Source organism: Brucella tritici, from assembly GCF_008932295.1.
Taxonomy (GTDB): domain Bacteria; phylum Pseudomonadota; class Alphaproteobacteria; order Rhizobiales; family Rhizobiaceae; genus Brucella; species Brucella tritici.
In genome coordinates, this window is sequence record NZ_WBWA01000019.1 from 35,619 (window position 1) to 53,491 (window position 17,873).

Consider the following 17,873-nt stretch of genomic DNA (forward strand, 5'->3'; position numbering starts at 1 on the left):
AAGACGATGCAGAAGATTCGCAAAGGCGACAGCGTTGTCGTGCTGTCCGGTAAGGACAAGGGCCGTAAAGGCGAAGTTCTCAAGGTTATGCCAAAGGACGAGCAGGCGCTTGTTCGCGGTATCAACATTGTGAAGCGTCATCAGCGCCAGACCCAGACCCAGGAAGCCGGCATTATCTCCAAGGAAGCGCCGATCCACCTGTCCAACCTGGCAATTGCTGACCCCAAGGACGGCAAGCCGACCCGCGTCGGTTTCCGCGTCGAGGACGGCAAGAAGGTTCGTGTCGCAAAACGTTCTGGAGCGCTGATCGATGGCTGAAGCTAAGGCACTTCCCCGCTTCAAGAAGCTTTACAATGAGAACATTCGTAAGGCTCTGCTTGAAGAATTCAAATACGACAACGAGATGCAGATTCCGCGCATCACGAAGGTTGTCCTCAACATGGGCGTTGGCGAAGCCACTGGCGACTCCAAGAAGCCGGCTGTAGCTGCTGAAGACCTTGGCTTGATTGCCGGTCAAAAGGCTGTTATCACCCGCGCCCGTAACTCGATCGCAACGTTCAAGTTGCGTGAAGGCATGCCGATCGGCACGAAGGTTACCCTTCGCCAGGATCGCATGTACGAATTCCTTGATCGTTTTATCACGATCGCTCTTCCTCGCGTTCGCGACTTCCGCGGCCTGAACCCGAAGAGCTTTGACGGACGTGGCAACTATGCCATGGGCATCAAGGAGCACATCGTGTTTCCGGAAATCAACTACGATAAGGTTGATCAGATCTGGGGCATGGACATCATCGTTTGCACGACCGCCAAGACGGATGATGAAGCGCGCGCTCTTCTGCGTGCATTCAACTTCCCCTTCCGGCAGTAACGGCAAGCGTAGCGAGGTATATTAATATGGCCAAGACTAGCGCAGTCGAAAAAAACAAGCGCCGCGAAAAGTTGGTTAAGCGTCATGCTGATAAGCGTGCACGTCTGAAGGCGATCGTAATGGATCAGGGCCTTCCGCTGGAGGAGCGCTTCCGCGCCACTATCCGGCTTGCCGAACTGCCGCGCAATTCATCGAAGGTTCGTATTCGCAATCGTTGCGAAGTTTCGGGCCGTCCGCGTGGTTATTACCGTAAACTGAAGATGTCGCGTATTGCGCTCCGTCAGTTGGGTTCGCTCGGTCAGATTCCGGGCATCGTCAAGTCGAGCTGGTAAGGAGTAGCATATGTCTGTGTCAGATCCTATCGGCGACATGCTGACCCGTATTCGTAACGCAGTAGGCCGCAAGAAGACGAAGGTTACGACCCCGGCTTCCAAGCTGCGCGCTCGCGTTCTTGATGTCCTTCAGTCCGAAGGCTACATCCGCGGATACACGCAGAGTGAATTCGTGAACGGCAAGGCCGAGATCGAAATCGAACTGAAGTACTACGAAGGTGTTCCGGTTATCCGTGAGATCAGCCGCGTATCGAAGCCTGGCCGTCGCGTTTACGTATCGGTCAAGTCGATCCCGCAGGTCGCGAACGGCCTCGGCATCTCGATCCTCTCCACGCCGAAGGGCGTGATGGCGGATCATGAAGCCCGTGAACAAAACGTTGGTGGTGAGCTGCTCTGCCGCATCTTCTGATGCGGTTGACAGCGAACAGATAAAAGACAGGTATTAAAATGTCTCGTATCGGTAAAAAACCCGTGCCGGTCCCGGCAGGCGTGACCGCCAGTGTTGATGGGCAGATCGTCAAGGCCAAGGGCGCGAAGGGTGAACTCTCCTTCGTCGTGCACGATGAAGTTCTGGTCAAGATGGAAGACGGCGCTGTCAGCGTCGATCCGCGCGACCAGTCGAAGGAAGCTCGTTCGAAGTGGGGCATGTCCCGCACAATGATCTCCAACATTTTTGTTGGCGTGAAGGACGGCTTCGAAAAGAAGCTCGAAATCAGCGGCGTCGGTTACCGCGCTGCCATGCAGGGCAAGAACCTGCAGCTTTCGCTCGGCTTCAGCCACGAAGTGGTCTACGACGTGCCTGCCGGCATTACTGTTGCCGTTCCGAAGCCGACGGAAATCGTCGTCACCGGTATCGACAAGCAGCAGGTCGGTCAGGTCGCGGCTGAGATCCGCGAATATCGCGGCCCCGAGCCTTACAAGGGCAAGGGCGTCAAGTATGCTGGCGAGAAGATCGTCCGCAAAGAAGGCAAGAAGAAGTAAGGGAAGCGCGTCATGGCATCGCCAAAAGAAACTTTGCAGCGTCGCGCTGCTCGTGTACGCCGTCAGGTCAAGGCTGTTGCAAACGGCCGTCCGCGTCTCAGCGTGCACCGCTCTTCCAAGAACATCTACGTTCAGGTTATCGACGACGTTCGCGGTGTTACCATCGCAGCTGCTTCGACCCTGGATGGCGACCTGAAGGGCAAGCTCAAGACCGGCGCCGACTCCGCAGCAGCAGCTGCAGTTGGCAAGCTGGTTGCCGAGCGTGCCGTTAAAGCAGGCGTCAGCGAAGTAGTGTTCGACCGTGGTGCATTCATTTACCACGGCCGCGTGAAGGCTCTCGCCGAAGCTGCCCGCGAAGGCGGACTGAGCTTCTAATAGCATTTTGTGCTTCCGGAAAAGAAAAAGGAAATCAGGATATGGCACAGAGAGAACGTAACCGCGAAGATCGCGGCCGTGAGGAGCGCGACAGCGAATTCGTCGATAAGCTCGTTCACATCAACCGTGTTGCCAAGGTCGTCAAGGGCGGCCGTCGCTTCGGTTTTGCTGCGCTCGTCGTTGTTGGCGACCAGAAGGGCCGCGTAGGCTTCGGTCATGGCAAGGCTCGTGAAGTGCCGGAAGCTATCCGTAAGGCTACGGAAGCTGCCAAGCGCGACATGATCTTCGTACCGCTGCGTTCGGGCCGTACGCTGCATCACGATGTTGAAGGCCGTCACGGCGCTGGCAAGGTTCTGCTTCGTGCAGCCCCTGCTGGTAAGGGTATCATTGCCGGTGGTCCGATGCGTGCAGTGTTCGAAACGCTCGGCGTTCAGGACGTTGTCGCCAAGTCGCTCGGTTCGTCGAACCCTTACAACATGGTTCGTGCGACGTTCGATGCTCTGAAGCATCAGATGCATCCGAAGGACATCGCTGCACAGCGCGGCATCAAGTACTCGACCCTTCAGGCTCGCCGCCATGATGTGGTCGGTTCGGAAGAATAGCCGATAGTTTGTGTTCGTCCGGGGCCGCTCAGGCCACCGGATACGCCATAGACAAGGGATTTGAGTGATGGCTGAGAAGAAGGGCAAGACGGTTACGGTCGAGCAGATCGGAAGCCCAATCCGTCGTCCAGCCGAGCAGCGCGCAACGCTGATCGGTCTGGGTCTTAATAAAATGCACCGCCGCAGCACGCTGGAAGATACTCCGGCAGTTCGTGGCATGATCGCCAAGCTTCCACACCTCGTTCGAGTTGTGGACGAGGCGTGATAGCGCAGGGAGATAGAGATATGAAACTCAACGATCTGCGTGACAAGCCAGGTTCTGTCAAGGCGCGCAAGCGCGTTGGCCGTGGTATCGGTTCGGGCACCGGCAAGACCGGTGGTCGTGGTGTCAAGGGTCAGAAGTCCCGTTCGGGGGTCGCGATCAATGGCTTTGAAGGCGGCCAGATGCCAATCTACCGCCGTCTGCCGAAGCGCGGCTTCACCAACATCTTCGCAAAGAGCTTCAACGTTGTATCGCTTGGCCGTATTCAGGCCGCTATCGATGCAGGCAAGCTCGACGCCAAGGCTGTTGTGAACCTCGATTCGCTGAAGGCTGCTGGCGTGATTCGTCGTGCCAAGGACGGCGTTCGCATCCTTTCGGACGGCGAACTGAAGGCAAAGGTTGCTTTCGAGGTAGCCGGTGCTTCCAAGGCTGCGGTCGAAAAGATCGAAAAGGCTGGCGGTAGCATCAAGCTTCCTGAAGCCGCTGCCGAATAAGGCTTCGATACAAAAATAAAAAGCGGCGGCCTTAGTGCCGCCGCTTGCACATTTATGCCAATGCGCATATCTGGGTAGGGTCTTTTTAGTCTCGAGGCGCGACCGCTATAGATTGCGCTGACGGGGGCGGAGGACCGGAGACTTTTCACCGGAGAAATTTAATGGCATCGGCTGCTGAACAGCTAGTTTCCAATCTCAATTTTTCGGCTTTCTCGAAGGCAGAAGAACTCAAGAAGCGCATCTGGTTCACGCTGGGTGCTTTGCTCGTATACCGGTTCGGCACCTATATTCCGCTTCCCGGCATCAATCCTGACGCGCTTGCGCAGGCTTTCCAGCAGCATAGCCAGGGTGTGCTCGGACTTTTCAACATGTTCGCTGGCGGCGCTGTTGGTCGTATGGCCATTTTCGCGCTCGGCATCATGCCTTATATCTCTGCCTCCATTATCGTGCAGCTCATGACGTCCGTTGTGCCGTCGCTTGAAGCGCTGAAGAAGGAAGGCGAGGCGGGTCGCAAGATCATCAATCAGTACACGCGTTACGGCACGGTGCTCCTGGCGCTTGTGCAGGCCTACGCGATTTCGGTCGGTTTGCAGTCCGGTAACGGAATTGTCACCAATCCGGGACCGTTCTTCATCGTTTCGTCGGTGATCACCCTTGTCGGTGGCACGATGTTCCTGATGTGGCTCGGCGAGCAGATCACAGCGCGCGGTATCGGCAACGGTATCTCGCTGATCATCTTCTCCGGTATCGTGGCTAACCTTCCGCACGCTATTTCCGGTACGCTGGAACTTGGTCGTACCGGCGCGCTGTCGACAGGCCTTATTCTGGGCGTTATCATTCTTGCCGTCGTGCTGATTGCGGTCATCGTTTTCGTTGAACGTGCACAGCGTCGCCTTCTGATCCAGTATCCGAAGCGTCAGGTCGGCAACCGCATGTTCCAGGGCGATACGTCACATCTGCCACTGAAGCTTAATACCGCAGGCGTCATTCCTCCGATTTTTGCCTCGTCGCTGCTGCTTTTGCCTGCGACTGTCGCAGGCTTCGCCAACACGACGGAAATGCCTGCCTGGGCAACCACCATTCTCAATGCACTTGGTCATGGTCAGCCGCTTTACATGCTGTTCTATGCTGCATTGATGGCATTCTTCTGCTTCTTCTACACGGCCATTGTGTTCAATCCCAAGGACACCGCTGACCAGCTCAAGAAGCATTCCGGCTTTATTCCGGGCATTCGTCCGGGTGAGCGTACCGCCGAATACATAGACTATGTGCTGACACGCATCACTGTTGTCGGCGCCATCTATATCGTGCTTGTCTGTCTCCTGCCGGAATTCCTGATTTCCGCAACCGGTGTGCCGTTCTATCTTGGTGGCACTTCGTTGCTGATCGTTGTGAGCGTGACGCTCGATACGGTTGCGCAAATTCAGGGGCATCTGATCGCTCATCAGTATGAAGGGCTGATCAAGAAGTCCAAACTCAGAGGTGGGAAACGCAATAAATGAGACTGATACTTCTTGGGCCGCCCGGAGCAGGTAAGGGGACGCAGGCTGGACTTCTTACCAAGAAGCATGGAATTCCTCAGCTTTCGACCGGCGACATGCTGCGTGCAGCAGTCGCCCAGCAGAGCGAGATCGGGAAGCGCGCCAAGGCCGTGATGGATGCCGGGCAACTGGTTTCCGACGAGATCGTGAACCAGATCGTATCGGAGCGCATTGATGCTCCTGATTGCGCGAACGGTTTCATCCTCGACGGTTATCCGCGCACGGTTCCTCAGGCTCAGGCTCTGGGAGCCATGCTGGCGGGGAAGGGCCTCAAGCTTGATGCAGTCATTGAGCTGAAGGTTGACGAGAATGCTCTGGTCAAGCGGATGGAGAGCCGCGTAGCTGAAACGATTGCCAAGGGTGGTCAGGTCCGTTCGGACGACAATCCAGAAGCTTTCCGCAAGCGTCTCGTCGAATACCGCGAAAAGACTTCGCCGCTTTCGAGCTATTATGCCGGGACAGGTGAGCTGCGCGTCATCAACGGTATGGCGCCGGTTGAAGAGGTTACTGCCGAAATCGAGAGGATTCTGGTTCCGGCATGAAAATAGAAGAGGCTTGCAGAAGCCTCATTCCATTACGGGCAGGGAAAGCGTGAAGCGTTTTCTGCCCGTTTATTGCTTCCAGAAGTCAGCTTAGTTGTCTGTCAGGCCGGTTTGATGGCTTTACGGACAGTTAATAGTTGACTTTTTCGGGCGATTCCGTCAAAGACTGCGCCACTTCAACTGGTTTTGAATGGCGGGTATCGGCGGAAATCGAAAGAGACCGGTACCGGTCGTTTAATGCTGTCTGGTTGATCGCATCTGCCAGATGGAAATTTTTATAACTCAAGGAGAACAGACGTGGCACGTATCGCTGGCGTCAACATCCCGACGAACAAGCGCGTTGTTATTGCGCTTCAGTACATCCACGGGATCGGACCGAAATTTGCTCGGGAAATCGTAACGAAGGTCGGCATTGCTGACGATCGTCGCGTTAACCAGCTGTCGGATGCTGAAGTCCTTCAGATCCGCGAAGCAATCGATGCTGACTACCAGGTTGAAGGTGACCTGCGTCGTGAAGTTTCGATGAACATCAAGCGCCTGATGGACCTGGGCTGCTACCGCGGTCTGCGTCATCGTCGTTCGCTGCCGGTTCGCGGCCAGCGCACGCACACCAACGCACGCACCCGTAAGGGTCCGGCGAAGGCAATCGCAGGCAAGAAGAAGTAATTTCGACGGGACATATGTTCCGTCGGACCTTTCCGGTGCGCCGGTTGGGTTTGATGCTGGTCCTTTCTTGAGGACCGGTGTAGCCGCTGGAATTACGGCGGTGTAGAGATCGATTGAAAGGACTGTCATGGCCAAGGAAGCCACGCGCGTTCGCCGTCGCGAGCGTAAAAACATCTCGTCGGGCGTTGCCCACGTAAATTCGACGTTCAACAACACCATGATCACCATCACGGATGCTCAGGGCAATGCGATTGCCTGGTCGTCTGCCGGTGCTCAGGGTTTCAAGGGTTCGCGTAAGTCGACCCCGTTCGCCGCTCAGATCGCTGCTGAAGATTGCGCCAAGAAGGCACAGGAACACGGCATGCGCTCCCTCGAAGTCGAGGTTTGCGGACCGGGCTCTGGCCGTGAATCTGCGCTGCGCGCCCTTCAGGCTGCCGGCTTTGTGATCACGTCGATCCGCGATGTTACGCCGATCCCGCACAACGGTTGCCGTCCGCGCAAGAAGCGCCGGGTCTAATCCTCGCTCACATGCCGTACGAGCCTCGGGCTTTTCAAGTTCGGGGCTCCTCTGCGGTTTCTACACTTGATCGCTACGATAGGATGGTAGCGACGATTGATAGAGGGATACTTACATGATCCAGAAGAACTGGCAGGAACTCATCAAGCCGAACAAGGTGGAATTCATCACCAACGGCTCCCGCACGCATGCAACCGTCGTTGCTGAACCGCTGGAACGCGGCTTTGGTCTGACGCTCGGCAATGCTTTGCGTCGCGTACTTCTGTCGTCGCTTCGCGGCGCTGCCGTGACCGCCATTCAGATTGATGGCGTTCTGCATGAATTCTCTTCGATCCCGGGCGTCCGCGAAGACGTTACGGATATCGTTCTGAACGTCAAGGAAATCGCCATCCGTATGGAAGGCGAGGGCCCGAAGCGCATGGTCGTCCGCAAGGAAGGCCCAGGCGTTGTTACGGCTGGCGACATTCAGACTGTCGGCGATGTCGAGATCCTCAACCCGGATCACGTCATCTGCACGCTGGATGAAGGCGCTGAAATCCGCATGGAATTCACCGTCAACACCGGCAAGGGCTATGTGCCTGCCGACCGCAACCGCGCAGAAGATGCTCCGATCGGGCTTATCCCGGTTGACAGCCTCTACTCTCCGGTTCGCAAGGTGTCGTACAAGATCGAGAACACCCGTGAAGGTCAGGTTCTCGATTATGACAAGCTGACGCTGAACATCGAGACAAACGGCTCGGTCAGCGGTGAAGACGCAGTGGCATATGCTGCTCGTATTCTCCAGGACCAGCTGGCGATCTTCGTCAACTTCGAAGAGCCTCAGAAGGAAGCTCCGCAGGAACAGGTTGCGGAACTGGCTTTCAACCCGGCTCTGCTCAAGAAGGTGGACGAACTCGAACTGTCCGTCCGTTCGGCAAACTGCCTGAAGAACGACAACATCGTCTACATCGGCGATCTGATCCAGAAGACGGAAGCCGAGATGCTGCGGACTCCGAATTTCGGCCGCAAGTCGCTCAACGAGATCAAGGAAGTTCTGGCATCGATGGGTCTCCATCTCGGTATGGAAATCCCGTCCTGGCCGCCGGAAAATATCGAAGATCTCGCAAAGCGCTACGAAGACCAATATTAAGACCGGCAATCCGGCTAGAACTAATTAAGGAGAAGGCTCATGCGTCACGGTAACGGATACCGTAAGCTGAACCGCACTGCCTCGCACCGCAAGGCGATGTTCGCCAACATGGCTGCTTCGCTTATCGAACACGAGCAGATTGTGACGACGCTTCCTAAGGCTAAGGAAATTCGCCCGATCGTTGAAAAGCTTGTCACGCTTGGCAAGCGCGGCGATCTGCATGCTCGCCGTCAGGCTATCTCGGCTATTCGCGATGTCAAGCTCGTCGCAAAGCTGTTCGATACGCTGGCTGCTCGCTATGCAACCCGCAACGGCGGCTATATCCGCATCATGAAGGCTGGCTTCCGCGCTGGCGACAACGCGCCGCTGGCAGTTGTTGAATTCGTGGAACGCGATGTCGATGCAAAGGGCAAGGCTGACCGCGCCCGCGTCGAAGCCGAACAGGCTGCGGAAGCAGACGCAGCATAATCTGCACTGTTTCTGACTATTGAAAAGGGCCGCCTTGTGCGGCCCTTTTTCTTTACGCAGGCCGTGTTTCCGGTCGTTCGGGCGCAGGCGTTTCACGAAAAATTGCCGGTTTGCTGTCCAAGGTCACAATGTGGCCCTTTATCCTTGCCCTCAGTTGACTACATTCAAGACCGAGTCTTGCATGCTTTCCCGAAAGCGGCAGTAAGCTTGATAAGCGCGGAGTATGTGCATGAATTGGCGACGTTTAGGTATATTGGGTCTTGTAGTGGCGTCAGTCGGACTGGTAGTGCCGTCCGCTATGGCGCAGGATGCGCCCGCAACGCCCCCCAAGGAAGTGCCGCTCAGCCGCGGTGATATGCAACTTTCCTTCGCTCCTCTTGTGAAAGAGACGACGCCGGCCGTTGTCAATGTCTATGCGGCGCGGCAGGTGCAGGCCCGGGCACAGTCGCCATTTGCGGGCGATCCGTTCTTCGAGCAGTTTTTTGGGCGGCAGTTCGGGGAAAGCAAGCCGCGCATACAGCAATCGCTCGGTTCCGGCGTGATCGTCGATAGTTCTGGTATTGTCGTGACGAACAATCACGTCATCAAGGACGCTGACGAAATCAAGGTCGCCTTGTCAGACGGGCGGGAGTTTGAAAGCAAGCTGCTTCTGCGAGATGAAACCACGGACCTCGCTGTGCTGAAAATCGAAGCCAAGGACAAGTTTCCGGTGTTGGGTCTGGGTAACTCCGACGAAGTCGAAGTCGGTGATCTGGTGCTGGCGATCGGCAATCCGTTCGGCGTCGGGCAGACTGTGACGAGCGGTATCGTATCGGCGCAATCCCGAACACAGGTTGGCATTTCCGATTTCGATTTCTTCATCCAGACAGATGCTGCCATCAATCCGGGTAATTCGGGTGGCGCATTGATCGATATGCGCGGACGCCTGATTGGTATCAATACTGCAATCTATTCGCGCTCTGGCGGCTCGGTGGGTATTGGCTTTGCTATTCCGTCCAATATGGTTCGCGCCGTTATAGAAGCTGCGCAGAATGGCAGCAAAAGTTTCGAACGCCCCTATATCGGTGCGACGTTCCAGGGCGTGACCTCCGATCTTGCCGAAGGGCTTGGAATGGAAAAGCCTTATGGGGCTTTGATTACAGCAGTTGCAAAAGGTGGCCCTGCGGAATCGGCGGGACTGAAGATCGGCGATGTGGTCCTGTCCATTCAGGGCGTTCGCGTCGATAATCAGGATGTGCTTGGTTATCGCCTTTCGACTGCTGGCATCGGAAACACTGTGTCGGTCGAAATCATGAGGGATGGAAAGAACCAGACCATCCCGGTGAAGCTCTCTAAAGCGCCTGAAGTCAAGGAAACTGCACCACAGGTAATTAAGGGTGATAATCCCTTCGCCGGTGCGGCCGTCCTTGTGCTGACGCCGTCCACGGCTACAAAACTGCGTCTCAAGAGTGATAGCCACGGCGTGGTCGTCGTGGACGTCTATTCCGGTTCGCCGGCGGCACGGCTCGGATTGCGCCCCGGCGACATTGTTCGCAGCATCAACGGGAATCCCATACGCTCCGTGGAGGATATGACCGCGGTTCTGGGTGGGGGACGTGGTCTCGGCTGGCGGCTTGAGGTGGAACGCAACGGAACGCTGTTGCGTCAGTTTGTGCGTTAAAACTATTGGTCAGTATATCGCCAAAAGTTGCATGCCGCTTCGGGTCGCATTATGCCTGAGGCGGCATTAGTCTTTTGATAGAGCGAATGAAATGAGCGACCTTTTCTCAGCAGCGGCAGACCCGAACGCGGACCGCAACCGGCCGCTTGCTGATCGCCTGCGTCCGAAGCATCTGTCGGAAGTAACCGGTCAGGAACATCTGACCGGGCCCGAAGGTGTGCTGACACGCATGATTGCGTCCGGTTCGCTCGGCTCCATGATCTTCTGGGGGCCTCCCGGTACCGGCAAGACGACCGTTGCGCGCCTGCTTGCCGGGGAGACCGATCTGGCGTTTGAGCAGATTTCGGCGATTTTCTCCGGCGTTGCCGATCTCAAGAAGGTCTTTGAAACGGCCCGCGCGCGACGCATGTCGGGACGCCAGACACTGCTTTTCGTAGACGAAATTCATCGCTTCAATCGTGCACAGCAGGATTCGTTTCTCCCGGTCATGGAAGATGGCACCGTTATCCTGATCGGCGCCACGACGGAAAACCCGTCTTTCGAGCTCAATGCCGCTCTTTTGTCCCGGGCGAGAGTGCTGACTTTCCATCCTCATGACGGCGAGAGCATTGCAACGCTTCTGACCCGTGCCGAAGAGCAGGAAGAACGTCCCCTGCCACTGGACGAGGAAGCACGGGCAAGCCTTGTTCGCATGGCAGATGGCGATGGACGCGCGGCGCTGACGCTTGCCGAGGAAGTATGGCGCGCGGCGCGTCCCGATGAAGTGTTTACCGCTGAAAAGCTGCAGGATGTCGTGCAACGCCGCGCCCCGGTTTATGACAAGGGGCAGGATGGACATTATAATCTGATCTCGGCGCTGCATAAGTCGGTGCGGGGATCGGACCCCGACGCGGCGCTTTATTATCTTTCCCGTATGTTTGATGCAGGTGAAGACCCGTTATATCTCGGGCGGCGGCTTGTGCGCATGGCCGTTGAAGATATCGGCTTAGCTGACCCGCAGGCACTGGTCATCTGCAACGCTGCCAAGGATGCCTACGACTATCTCGGTTCTCCGGAAGGTGAGCTGGCGCTGGCGCAAGCCTGTGTCTATCTTGCGACGGCTCCGAAATCGAACGCTGTCTATGTAGCTTATAAAGCGTCGATGCGCGCGGCCAAGGAAAACGGTTCCCTGCTGCCGCCGAAGCATATTCTCAACGCGCCGACCAAACTCATGAAGAATGAGGGGTATGGGGATGGCTATGCCTATGACCATGATCAGCCAGACGCGTTTTCAGGACAGGATTATTTTCCGGAAAGCATGGGCAGGCAGAAGTTCTACGATCCGCCGGAGCGGGGTTTTGAACGGGATATCCGCAAGCGCCTCGAATACTGGGCGCGTTTGCGACAGGAACGACAGGGACGCCGTTGAAGTTTGAAGCGGTTCTGTTTCAGCGGAAACGCTCCAAGCATGGGTTCTCAGAAAATTTCGACCTTTGAAAACCCACTATCCCCATAGTTATCCACATTCATCCACAGTTTAGGCACAGTTTAGGCACAGTTCGGGCCGCTGTCATATTGGCAGCGGCTTTTGCTTTGCTGCTTCACGCGGGTTTGAAGGCATCGGGAACACGTGACCCATTGTTGGAAAGGTCTTCTTAATCTTTACATTTTATCAATCTTTGCAAAGAGACGAGGTTTTCCATGATGCGCGTTTTGTTTCTCGTCGCGCTCGTGATCCTAGGAGGCTGCGCGACCGCCCCACGGCAGGTCAACAATGTGTGTGCGGTCTTCGATCAACGCGACGGTTGGTTCAATAACTGGCAGACGGCTGCCACGCGGGTTTCGCGCGAGTTTGGTGTGCCGGTTCCGGTTCTGATGGCCACAATCTATACCGAATCCGGCTTCCAGCCCTATGCACGCCCGCCACGTACCAAGATTCTCTGGATTATCCCGTGGAAGCGGGCCTCCAGCGCCTATGGTTATTCGCAGGCGCTGAATGGCACCTGGGATCGTTACAAGCGGGAAACGGGTCGGTGGACGGCATCGCGCACCAATTTTGCGGACGCTATCCATTTCATTGGCTGGTATCACTATCAAAGCTATCTGAAGAACGGCATCAATCGCGCCGATGCCTACAGTCTTTATCTCGCTTACTATTCGGGCCATGGCGGTTATGCACGTGGTGCCTGGCGCGGGAATGCTACGGCGCTCAACGGCGCAAAACGGGCCCAATCCATGGCCAATCGTTACGCCACGCAGTTGCGCAGTTGCGGAGGCATCGGCTAAAAAGCAACAGACCGGATTCAGTCTCGCATTTGAGACACCATCCGGCCTTAATCGCTACTATCATGCGAGCGGATTCGCTAATTGAGGATGACCATTTCATGCTGAAGAAGATCGGTATTGCCCTTTTCGCCGCCACATTTCTGGCAGGCTGCACCACCGACCCCTATACCGGGGAACAGAAGATGTCGAACACTGCGGGCGGTGCTGCGATTGGCGCGGCTGTGGGCGCCCTCGGTGGCCTGATGGTCGGCGGTTCCAGCCGCGCGCAGCGCAATGCCGTTCTGATCGGTGCCGGTATCGGTGCACTCGGCGGTGGTGCAATTGGCAATTACATGGATCGTCAGGAAAATGAGCTCCGCGCACAGTTGCAGGGCACCGGTGTTTCCGTGACCCGTAACGGCGACCAGATCATCCTGAATATGCCGTCCAGCATCACTTTCGATACCGATCAGGATCAGGTGAAGAGCCAGTTCTATCCGACGCTTAATTCGGTCGCGATTGTGCTGCGCAAGTTCAACCAGACGCTTGTGGACGTTTATGGCCATACCGATTCGACCGGCAGCGTCAGCCACAATCAGGCTCTTTCGCAGCGCCGTGCCGCTTCAGTCGCAAGCTATCTGGGTTCGCAAGGTATTGATCCGCGTCGCTTCGCCGTTATCGGCTATGGTGCGAGCCAGCCAGTTGCCACTAACGCAACACCGGAAGGCCGTGCACAGAACCGTCGCGTGGAAATCCAGATCTCGCCGCTTCGCGCCGCAAGCTGATTCCCTTTCCGGGTTAATAGGCTTCAAAAAACGCAGTTCTTCGAAAGAAGGGCTGCGTTTTTCTTTGTCTTTCCGAATCGGCACGAGGGCAGTTTGGTTTGAAATAAGTTAATTCGTGGATAGTTCGATTATTTTCGTATTCGCTGATGTTAGAGAACGATTATAGAACAAAAATACGGAATCGTTTATATTCAATAGGTTAACATCATTGCCAAATGAGAACAAAACAGATACAAATAGATAGTGGCAACGAGCCTGCCGGGCTTCTAGCGAGACAAGAGGATGGTGTAAGATGTCTCAGAATTCATTGCGACTTGTTGAGGAAAATTCAGTGGACAAGACTAAGGCTCTCGATGCGGCGCTGTCGCAAATCGAAAGGGCGTTCGGTAAGGGCTCGATCATGCGCCTGGGGAAAAATGCCCCGGTTATCGAGATCGAAACCGTTCCGACCGGCTCGCTTTCTCTGGACATCGCGCTGGGTGTCGGCGGCTTGCCCAAAGGACGTATTGTTGAGATTTATGGACCGGAAAGTTCCGGTAAGACGACACTCGCGCTGCATACAATCGCGGAAGCACAGAAGAAGGGTGGTATCTGTGCGTTCGTCGATGCGGAACATGCGCTTGATCCTGTCTATGCACGTAAGCTGGGTGTAGATCTGGAAAATCTGCTGATTTCGCAGCCGGATACGGGCGAACAGGCACTTGAAATCACTGACACGCTTGTGCGTTCGGGCGCTATCGACGTTCTCGTCGTTGACTCCGTCGCCGCCTTGACACCGCGTGCAGAAATCGAAGGCGAAATGGGGGACTCCTTGCCGGGCCTTCAGGCTCGTCTCATGAGCCAGGCGCTGCGCAAGCTGACCGCATCGATCTCGCGTTCGAATTGCATGGTGATCTTCATCAACCAGATTCGTATGAAGATCGGCGTGATGTTCGGTTCGCCGGAAACAACGACCGGCGGTAACGCCCTTAAGTTCTATGCTTCGGTTCGTCTCGATATTCGCCGTATCGGTTCGATCAAGGAACGTGACGAAGTTGTTGGCAACCAGACCCGCGTGAAGGTCGTCAAGAACAAGCTTGCGCCTCCGTTCAAGCAGGTCGAATTCGACATCATGTATGGCGCTGGCGTTTCCAAGACCGGTGAGTTGGTTGACCTTGGCGTGAAAGCCGGTGTCGTCGAGAAGTCCGGTGCATGGTTCTCGTATAATTCCCAGCGACTGGGGCAGGGCCGTGAAAATGCCAAGCAATATCTCAAGGACAACCCTGAAGTAGCCCGCGAGATCGAGACCACGCTTCGTCAGAATGCTGGTCTGATTGCCGAACAGTTCCTCGAAGATGGCGGACCGGAAGACGACGCAGGCGACGCTGCTGAAATGTAAGATAGATAGCATCGAATGAATTAGCGAAGCCCTGTGCAATTGCACGGGGCTTTTGTTTTTGCGACGAGATGTTTTTGCAGGGCGGGCAGGGCTGATTTTCCGCCCGCATTTATCGTCATTCGGCAGAAATTGCTTTTATGGCGCAGCGTACTTATCTGGACAGAAAAGCAAGGCACCGTTAAAAGCGGTCAACCGAAAACTCCACTTCACGTCCTAGCAGTGCGGGAGAGCCTCGGGCTTTCGACGACGGTTGGCGGCTGTGGGAGTTTGAACAGGATAATTGATGCAGCTTTCTGCAAAGCTGTATCCGTGCAGGGCAAAAAAGCCCAAGGGTGACTTATGGCTGGCGTCAACGAGATTAGGTCCACATTCCTCGATTATTTCCGCAAAAACGGGCATGAGGTCGTTTCATCGAGCCCGCTCGTTCCGCGTAACGATCCGACGCTGATGTTCACCAATGCGGGCATGGTGCAGTTCAAGAATGTTTTTACAGGTCTTGAGCATCGTTCCTATAATCGTGCGACGACCTCACAGAAATGCGTTCGCGCCGGTGGCAAGCACAACGATCTGGACAATGTCGGCTATACCGCCCGTCACCACACTTTCTTTGAAATGCTCGGCAATTTCTCGTTTGGCGACTATTTCAAGGAAGATGCCATCAGCTTCGCCTGGAACCTGATCACGAAGGAATTCGGTCTTCCGAAGGACAAGCTGCTCGTCACAGTTTACCATACGGACGATGATGCCGCGAATTACTGGAAGAAGATCGCCGGTCTTTCCGATGACCGCATTATCCGCATTGCTACCAGCGATAATTTCTGGGCAATGGGCGATACCGGCCCCTGCGGTCCGTGCTCTGAAATCTTCTTTGATCACGGCGATCATATCTGGGGTGGACCTCCCGGATCGGCTGACGAAGATGGTGACCGTTTTATCGAAATCTGGAACCTCGTTTTTATGCAGTTCGAGCAGATCACGCCCGAACAGCGCATTGACCTGCCGCGTCCATCCATCGACACGGGCATGGGGCTGGAGCGCGTGGCCGCGGTCCTGCAGGGCGTGCATGACAATTACGATATCGATCTCTTCAAGGCACTGATCCGCGCTTCCGAAGAAGCAACCGGCGTGAAGGCTGAAGGTGAGTTCCGCGCCAGCCACCGCGTCATTGCTGACCATCTGCGCGCATCGAGCTTCCTGATCGCCGACGGTGTCCTGCCGTCCAACGAAGGCCGCGGCTATGTGCTGCGTCGCATCATGCGCCGCGCAATGCGTCATGCCCAGCTTTTGGGTGCGAAAGAGCCATTGATGTGGCGTCTGTTGCCAGCTCTGATCCGCGAAATGGGACAGGCTTATCCGGAACTGATCCGCGCTGATGCGCTGATCTCCGAAACGCTCAAGCTCGAGGAAACCCGTTTCCGCAAGACGCTGGATCGCGGTCTTGGTCTTCTGTCGGATGCGACGGAAAACCTTGTTGAAGGTGATCGTCTCGACGGCGAAACCGCTTTCAAGCTTTACGACACCTATGGCTTCCCGCTCGATCTGACGCAGGATGCTCTTCGTCAGCGCGGCATTGCCGTCGATACGGATGGCTTCAGTGCCGCCATGGAGCGCCAGAAGGCCGAGGCCCGTGCCAATTGGGCCGGTTCCGGCGAAGCTGCAACCGAAACGATCTGGTTCGGTATCAAGGATAAGGTCGGAGCGACTGAATTCCTTGGATACGAGACCGAGACTGCCGAAGGCGTTATCACTGCTTTGGTGCGCGACGGTGCGGAAGTACAGTCGGCTTCCGAAGGCGAGACCGTAGCGGTCGTCGTCAACCAGACCCCGTTCTACGGAGAATCCGGTGGCCAGCAGGGCGACACCGGCACGATCTCTGGTGAAGGTTTTGCTATTGCAATAAAGGATACGCAGAAGAAAGGCGAAGGCGTCTTCGTTCACATCGGCGAAGTCACCAAGGGGACGGCGAAGACCGGCGATGCTGTCGAACTGAAAGTGGATTCGGTGCGCCGCACGCGCATCCGCTCCAACCATTCGGCGACACACCTTCTGCATGAGGCACTGCGTGAAACGCTTGGTAGCCATGTCGCACAGAAGGGCTCGCTCGTTGCACCGGATCGTCTGCGTTTCGATTTTTCGCATCCGAAGCCGATTTCGGCTGAAGAGCTGACGCAGGTGGAAAGTCTCGCCAATGAAATCATTCTGCAGAATGCTCCCGTCAGCACCCGTCTGATGGCTGTTGACGATGCGATTGCCGAGGGTGCCATGGCGCTGTTCGGTGAGAAATATGGAGATGAAGTGCGCGTCGTTTCCATGGGCACCGCCAAGCATGGTTCGAAGGAAGGCAAGGCCTATTCAGTCGAGCTTTGCGGCGGCACGCATGTGCGCCAGACCGGAGACATCGGCCTCGTCCGCATCGTTTCGGAAGGCGCGGTTGCCGCTGGCGTTCGGCGTATGGAAGCGCTGACGGGGGAGGCGGCACGTCTTTACCTCGAAGAGCAGGACGAACGCGTAAAGGCCATCGCCGGTGCCCTGAAGACGACACCGTCCGAAGCGCTGGAACGTGTCAACGCACTGCTTGATGAACGCAAGAAGCTGGAACGTGAACTTGCCGATGCCCGCAAGAAGCTTGCGCTTGGCGGCGGTTCGGTAGACGGCGGCAGCGCCGTTGAAGCCGTGAATGGCGTCAACTTCCTCGGCAAGATCGTGACTGGCGTTTCTCCACGTGATCTCAAGCCGCTTGCCGACGAAGGCAAGAAGCAGGTCGGTTCCGGTGTGGTGCTGTTCATTGGTGTCGGCGAAGATAGCAAGGCCAGCGCGGTGGCTGCGGTGACAGAAGATCTGGTTGGCCGCTTCAGCGCGGTCGATCTGGTTCGTGCTGCTTCTGCGGCCCTCGGTGGTGCGGGCGGCGGCGGCCGCCCGGACATGGCGCAGGCTGGCGGGCCGGATGGCGATAAGGCTGATGCTGCGATTGCAGCGGTCAAGGCACTCATTATCTAATGCAATAAAAGGCCGGGTTATCCCGGCCTTTT

General features: G+C 56.2%; 21 protein-coding genes. All 21 read left to right on the plus strand.

What is annotated here, in order from left to right; genetic code table 11:
* Positions 1–6 precede the first annotated feature (6 nt).
* Complete coding sequence (rplX, locus tag F9K91_RS17735; protein ID WP_006467020.1) at positions 7–318, plus strand: 50S ribosomal protein L24; 312 nt, start codon at positions 7–9, stop codon at positions 316–318.
* Positions 311–868 carry a 50S ribosomal protein L5 gene (gene rplE, locus F9K91_RS17740; protein ID WP_010659921.1) on the plus strand — a complete coding sequence of 186 codons (558 nt, stop codon included), beginning with the start codon at positions 311–313 and terminating at the stop codon, positions 866–868. Before rplX ends, rplE begins: the two co-directional genes overlap by 8 nt.
* A 26-nt stretch (positions 869–894) precedes the next feature.
* A complete protein-coding gene (gene rpsN / locus F9K91_RS17745; RefSeq protein WP_010659922.1) occupies positions 895–1,200 on the plus strand; it encodes a 30S ribosomal protein S14 in 306 nt (101 codons plus the stop codon).
* A gap of 10 nt (positions 1,201–1,210) precedes the next feature.
* Complete coding sequence (rpsH, locus tag F9K91_RS17750) at positions 1,211–1,609, plus strand: 30S ribosomal protein S8 (RefSeq protein ID WP_006467014.1); 399 nt, start codon at positions 1,211–1,213, stop codon at positions 1,607–1,609.
* Positions 1,610–1,647: 38 nt separating this feature from the next.
* Entirely contained in the window at positions 1,648–2,181 is a 534-nt protein-coding gene (rplF, locus tag F9K91_RS17755; protein WP_010659923.1) for a 50S ribosomal protein L6, read from the plus strand.
* A 12-nt stretch (positions 2,182–2,193) separates the two neighbouring features.
* On the plus strand, positions 2,194–2,556 hold the full coding sequence (gene rplR, locus F9K91_RS17760) for a 50S ribosomal protein L18 (RefSeq protein WP_010659924.1): 363 nt from the start codon (positions 2,194–2,196) through the stop codon (positions 2,554–2,556).
* Between the two features lie 41 nt (positions 2,557–2,597).
* Positions 2,598–3,158 (plus strand): 30S ribosomal protein S5, encoded by a 561-nt coding sequence (gene rpsE / locus F9K91_RS17765; protein WP_006467009.1) that lies wholly within the window; start codon positions 2,598–2,600, stop codon positions 3,156–3,158.
* A 67-nt stretch (positions 3,159–3,225) separates the two neighbouring features.
* The gene (gene rpmD, locus F9K91_RS17770) at positions 3,226–3,423 is read left to right on the plus strand and encodes a 50S ribosomal protein L30 (RefSeq protein ID WP_002967737.1); all 198 of its coding nucleotides are present in this window, start codon (positions 3,226–3,228) and stop codon (positions 3,421–3,423) included.
* Between the two features lie 20 nt (positions 3,424–3,443).
* Positions 3,444–3,914: a 50S ribosomal protein L15 gene (rplO, locus tag F9K91_RS17775; protein ID WP_061346156.1), complete on the plus strand. Its 471-nt coding sequence runs from the start codon at positions 3,444–3,446 to the stop codon at positions 3,912–3,914.
* Between the two features lie 161 nt (positions 3,915–4,075).
* Positions 4,076–5,416: a preprotein translocase subunit SecY gene (gene secY, locus F9K91_RS17780; protein ID WP_061346157.1), complete on the plus strand. Its 1,341-nt coding sequence runs from the start codon at positions 4,076–4,078 to the stop codon at positions 5,414–5,416.
* Positions 5,413–5,997, plus strand: coding sequence for an adenylate kinase (locus F9K91_RS17785; protein WP_151653588.1), 585 nt, complete (start codon positions 5,413–5,415; stop codon positions 5,995–5,997). The genes secY and F9K91_RS17785 overlap by 4 nt, the downstream gene beginning before the upstream one ends.
* A gap of 297 nt (positions 5,998–6,294) precedes the next feature.
* A complete protein-coding gene (gene rpsM / locus F9K91_RS17790; RefSeq protein ID WP_006467002.1) occupies positions 6,295–6,663 on the plus strand; it encodes a 30S ribosomal protein S13 in 369 nt (122 codons plus the stop codon).
* Positions 6,664–6,790: 127 nt separating this feature from the next.
* Positions 6,791–7,180, plus strand: coding sequence for a 30S ribosomal protein S11 (rpsK, locus tag F9K91_RS17795; RefSeq protein WP_002964339.1), 390 nt, complete (start codon positions 6,791–6,793; stop codon positions 7,178–7,180).
* 115 nt (positions 7,181–7,295) lie between these two features.
* Positions 7,296–8,309 carry a DNA-directed RNA polymerase subunit alpha gene (locus F9K91_RS17800; RefSeq protein WP_061346158.1) on the plus strand — a complete coding sequence of 338 codons (1,014 nt, stop codon included), beginning with the start codon at positions 7,296–7,298 and terminating at the stop codon, positions 8,307–8,309.
* A gap of 39 nt (positions 8,310–8,348) precedes the next feature.
* Complete coding sequence (gene rplQ / locus F9K91_RS17805; RefSeq protein WP_006467000.1) at positions 8,349–8,777, plus strand: 50S ribosomal protein L17; 429 nt, start codon at positions 8,349–8,351, stop codon at positions 8,775–8,777.
* Between the two features lie 229 nt (positions 8,778–9,006).
* Positions 9,007–10,437 (plus strand): DegQ family serine endoprotease, encoded by a 1,431-nt coding sequence (locus F9K91_RS17810; protein ID WP_151653586.1) that lies wholly within the window; start codon positions 9,007–9,009, stop codon positions 10,435–10,437.
* A gap of 91 nt (positions 10,438–10,528) precedes the next feature.
* Entirely contained in the window at positions 10,529–11,845 is a 1,317-nt protein-coding gene (locus tag F9K91_RS17815; RefSeq protein WP_151678347.1) for a replication-associated recombination protein A, read from the plus strand.
* A gap of 272 nt (positions 11,846–12,117) precedes the next feature.
* On the plus strand, positions 12,118–12,702 hold the full coding sequence (locus tag F9K91_RS17820; RefSeq protein WP_061346161.1) for a transglycosylase SLT domain-containing protein: 585 nt from the start codon (positions 12,118–12,120) through the stop codon (positions 12,700–12,702).
* Positions 12,703–12,800: 98 nt separating this feature from the next.
* Positions 12,801–13,466 carry an OmpA family protein gene (locus F9K91_RS17825; protein ID WP_010659932.1) on the plus strand — a complete coding sequence of 222 codons (666 nt, stop codon included), beginning with the start codon at positions 12,801–12,803 and terminating at the stop codon, positions 13,464–13,466.
* Between the two features lie 292 nt (positions 13,467–13,758).
* Entirely contained in the window at positions 13,759–14,844 is a 1,086-nt protein-coding gene (gene recA, locus F9K91_RS17830; RefSeq protein ID WP_012091915.1) for a recombinase RecA, read from the plus strand.
* A gap of 339 nt (positions 14,845–15,183) precedes the next feature.
* Positions 15,184–17,841, plus strand: coding sequence for an alanine--tRNA ligase (alaS, locus tag F9K91_RS17835; protein WP_151678348.1), 2,658 nt, complete (start codon positions 15,184–15,186; stop codon positions 17,839–17,841).
* Positions 17,842–17,873 lie beyond the last annotated feature (32 nt).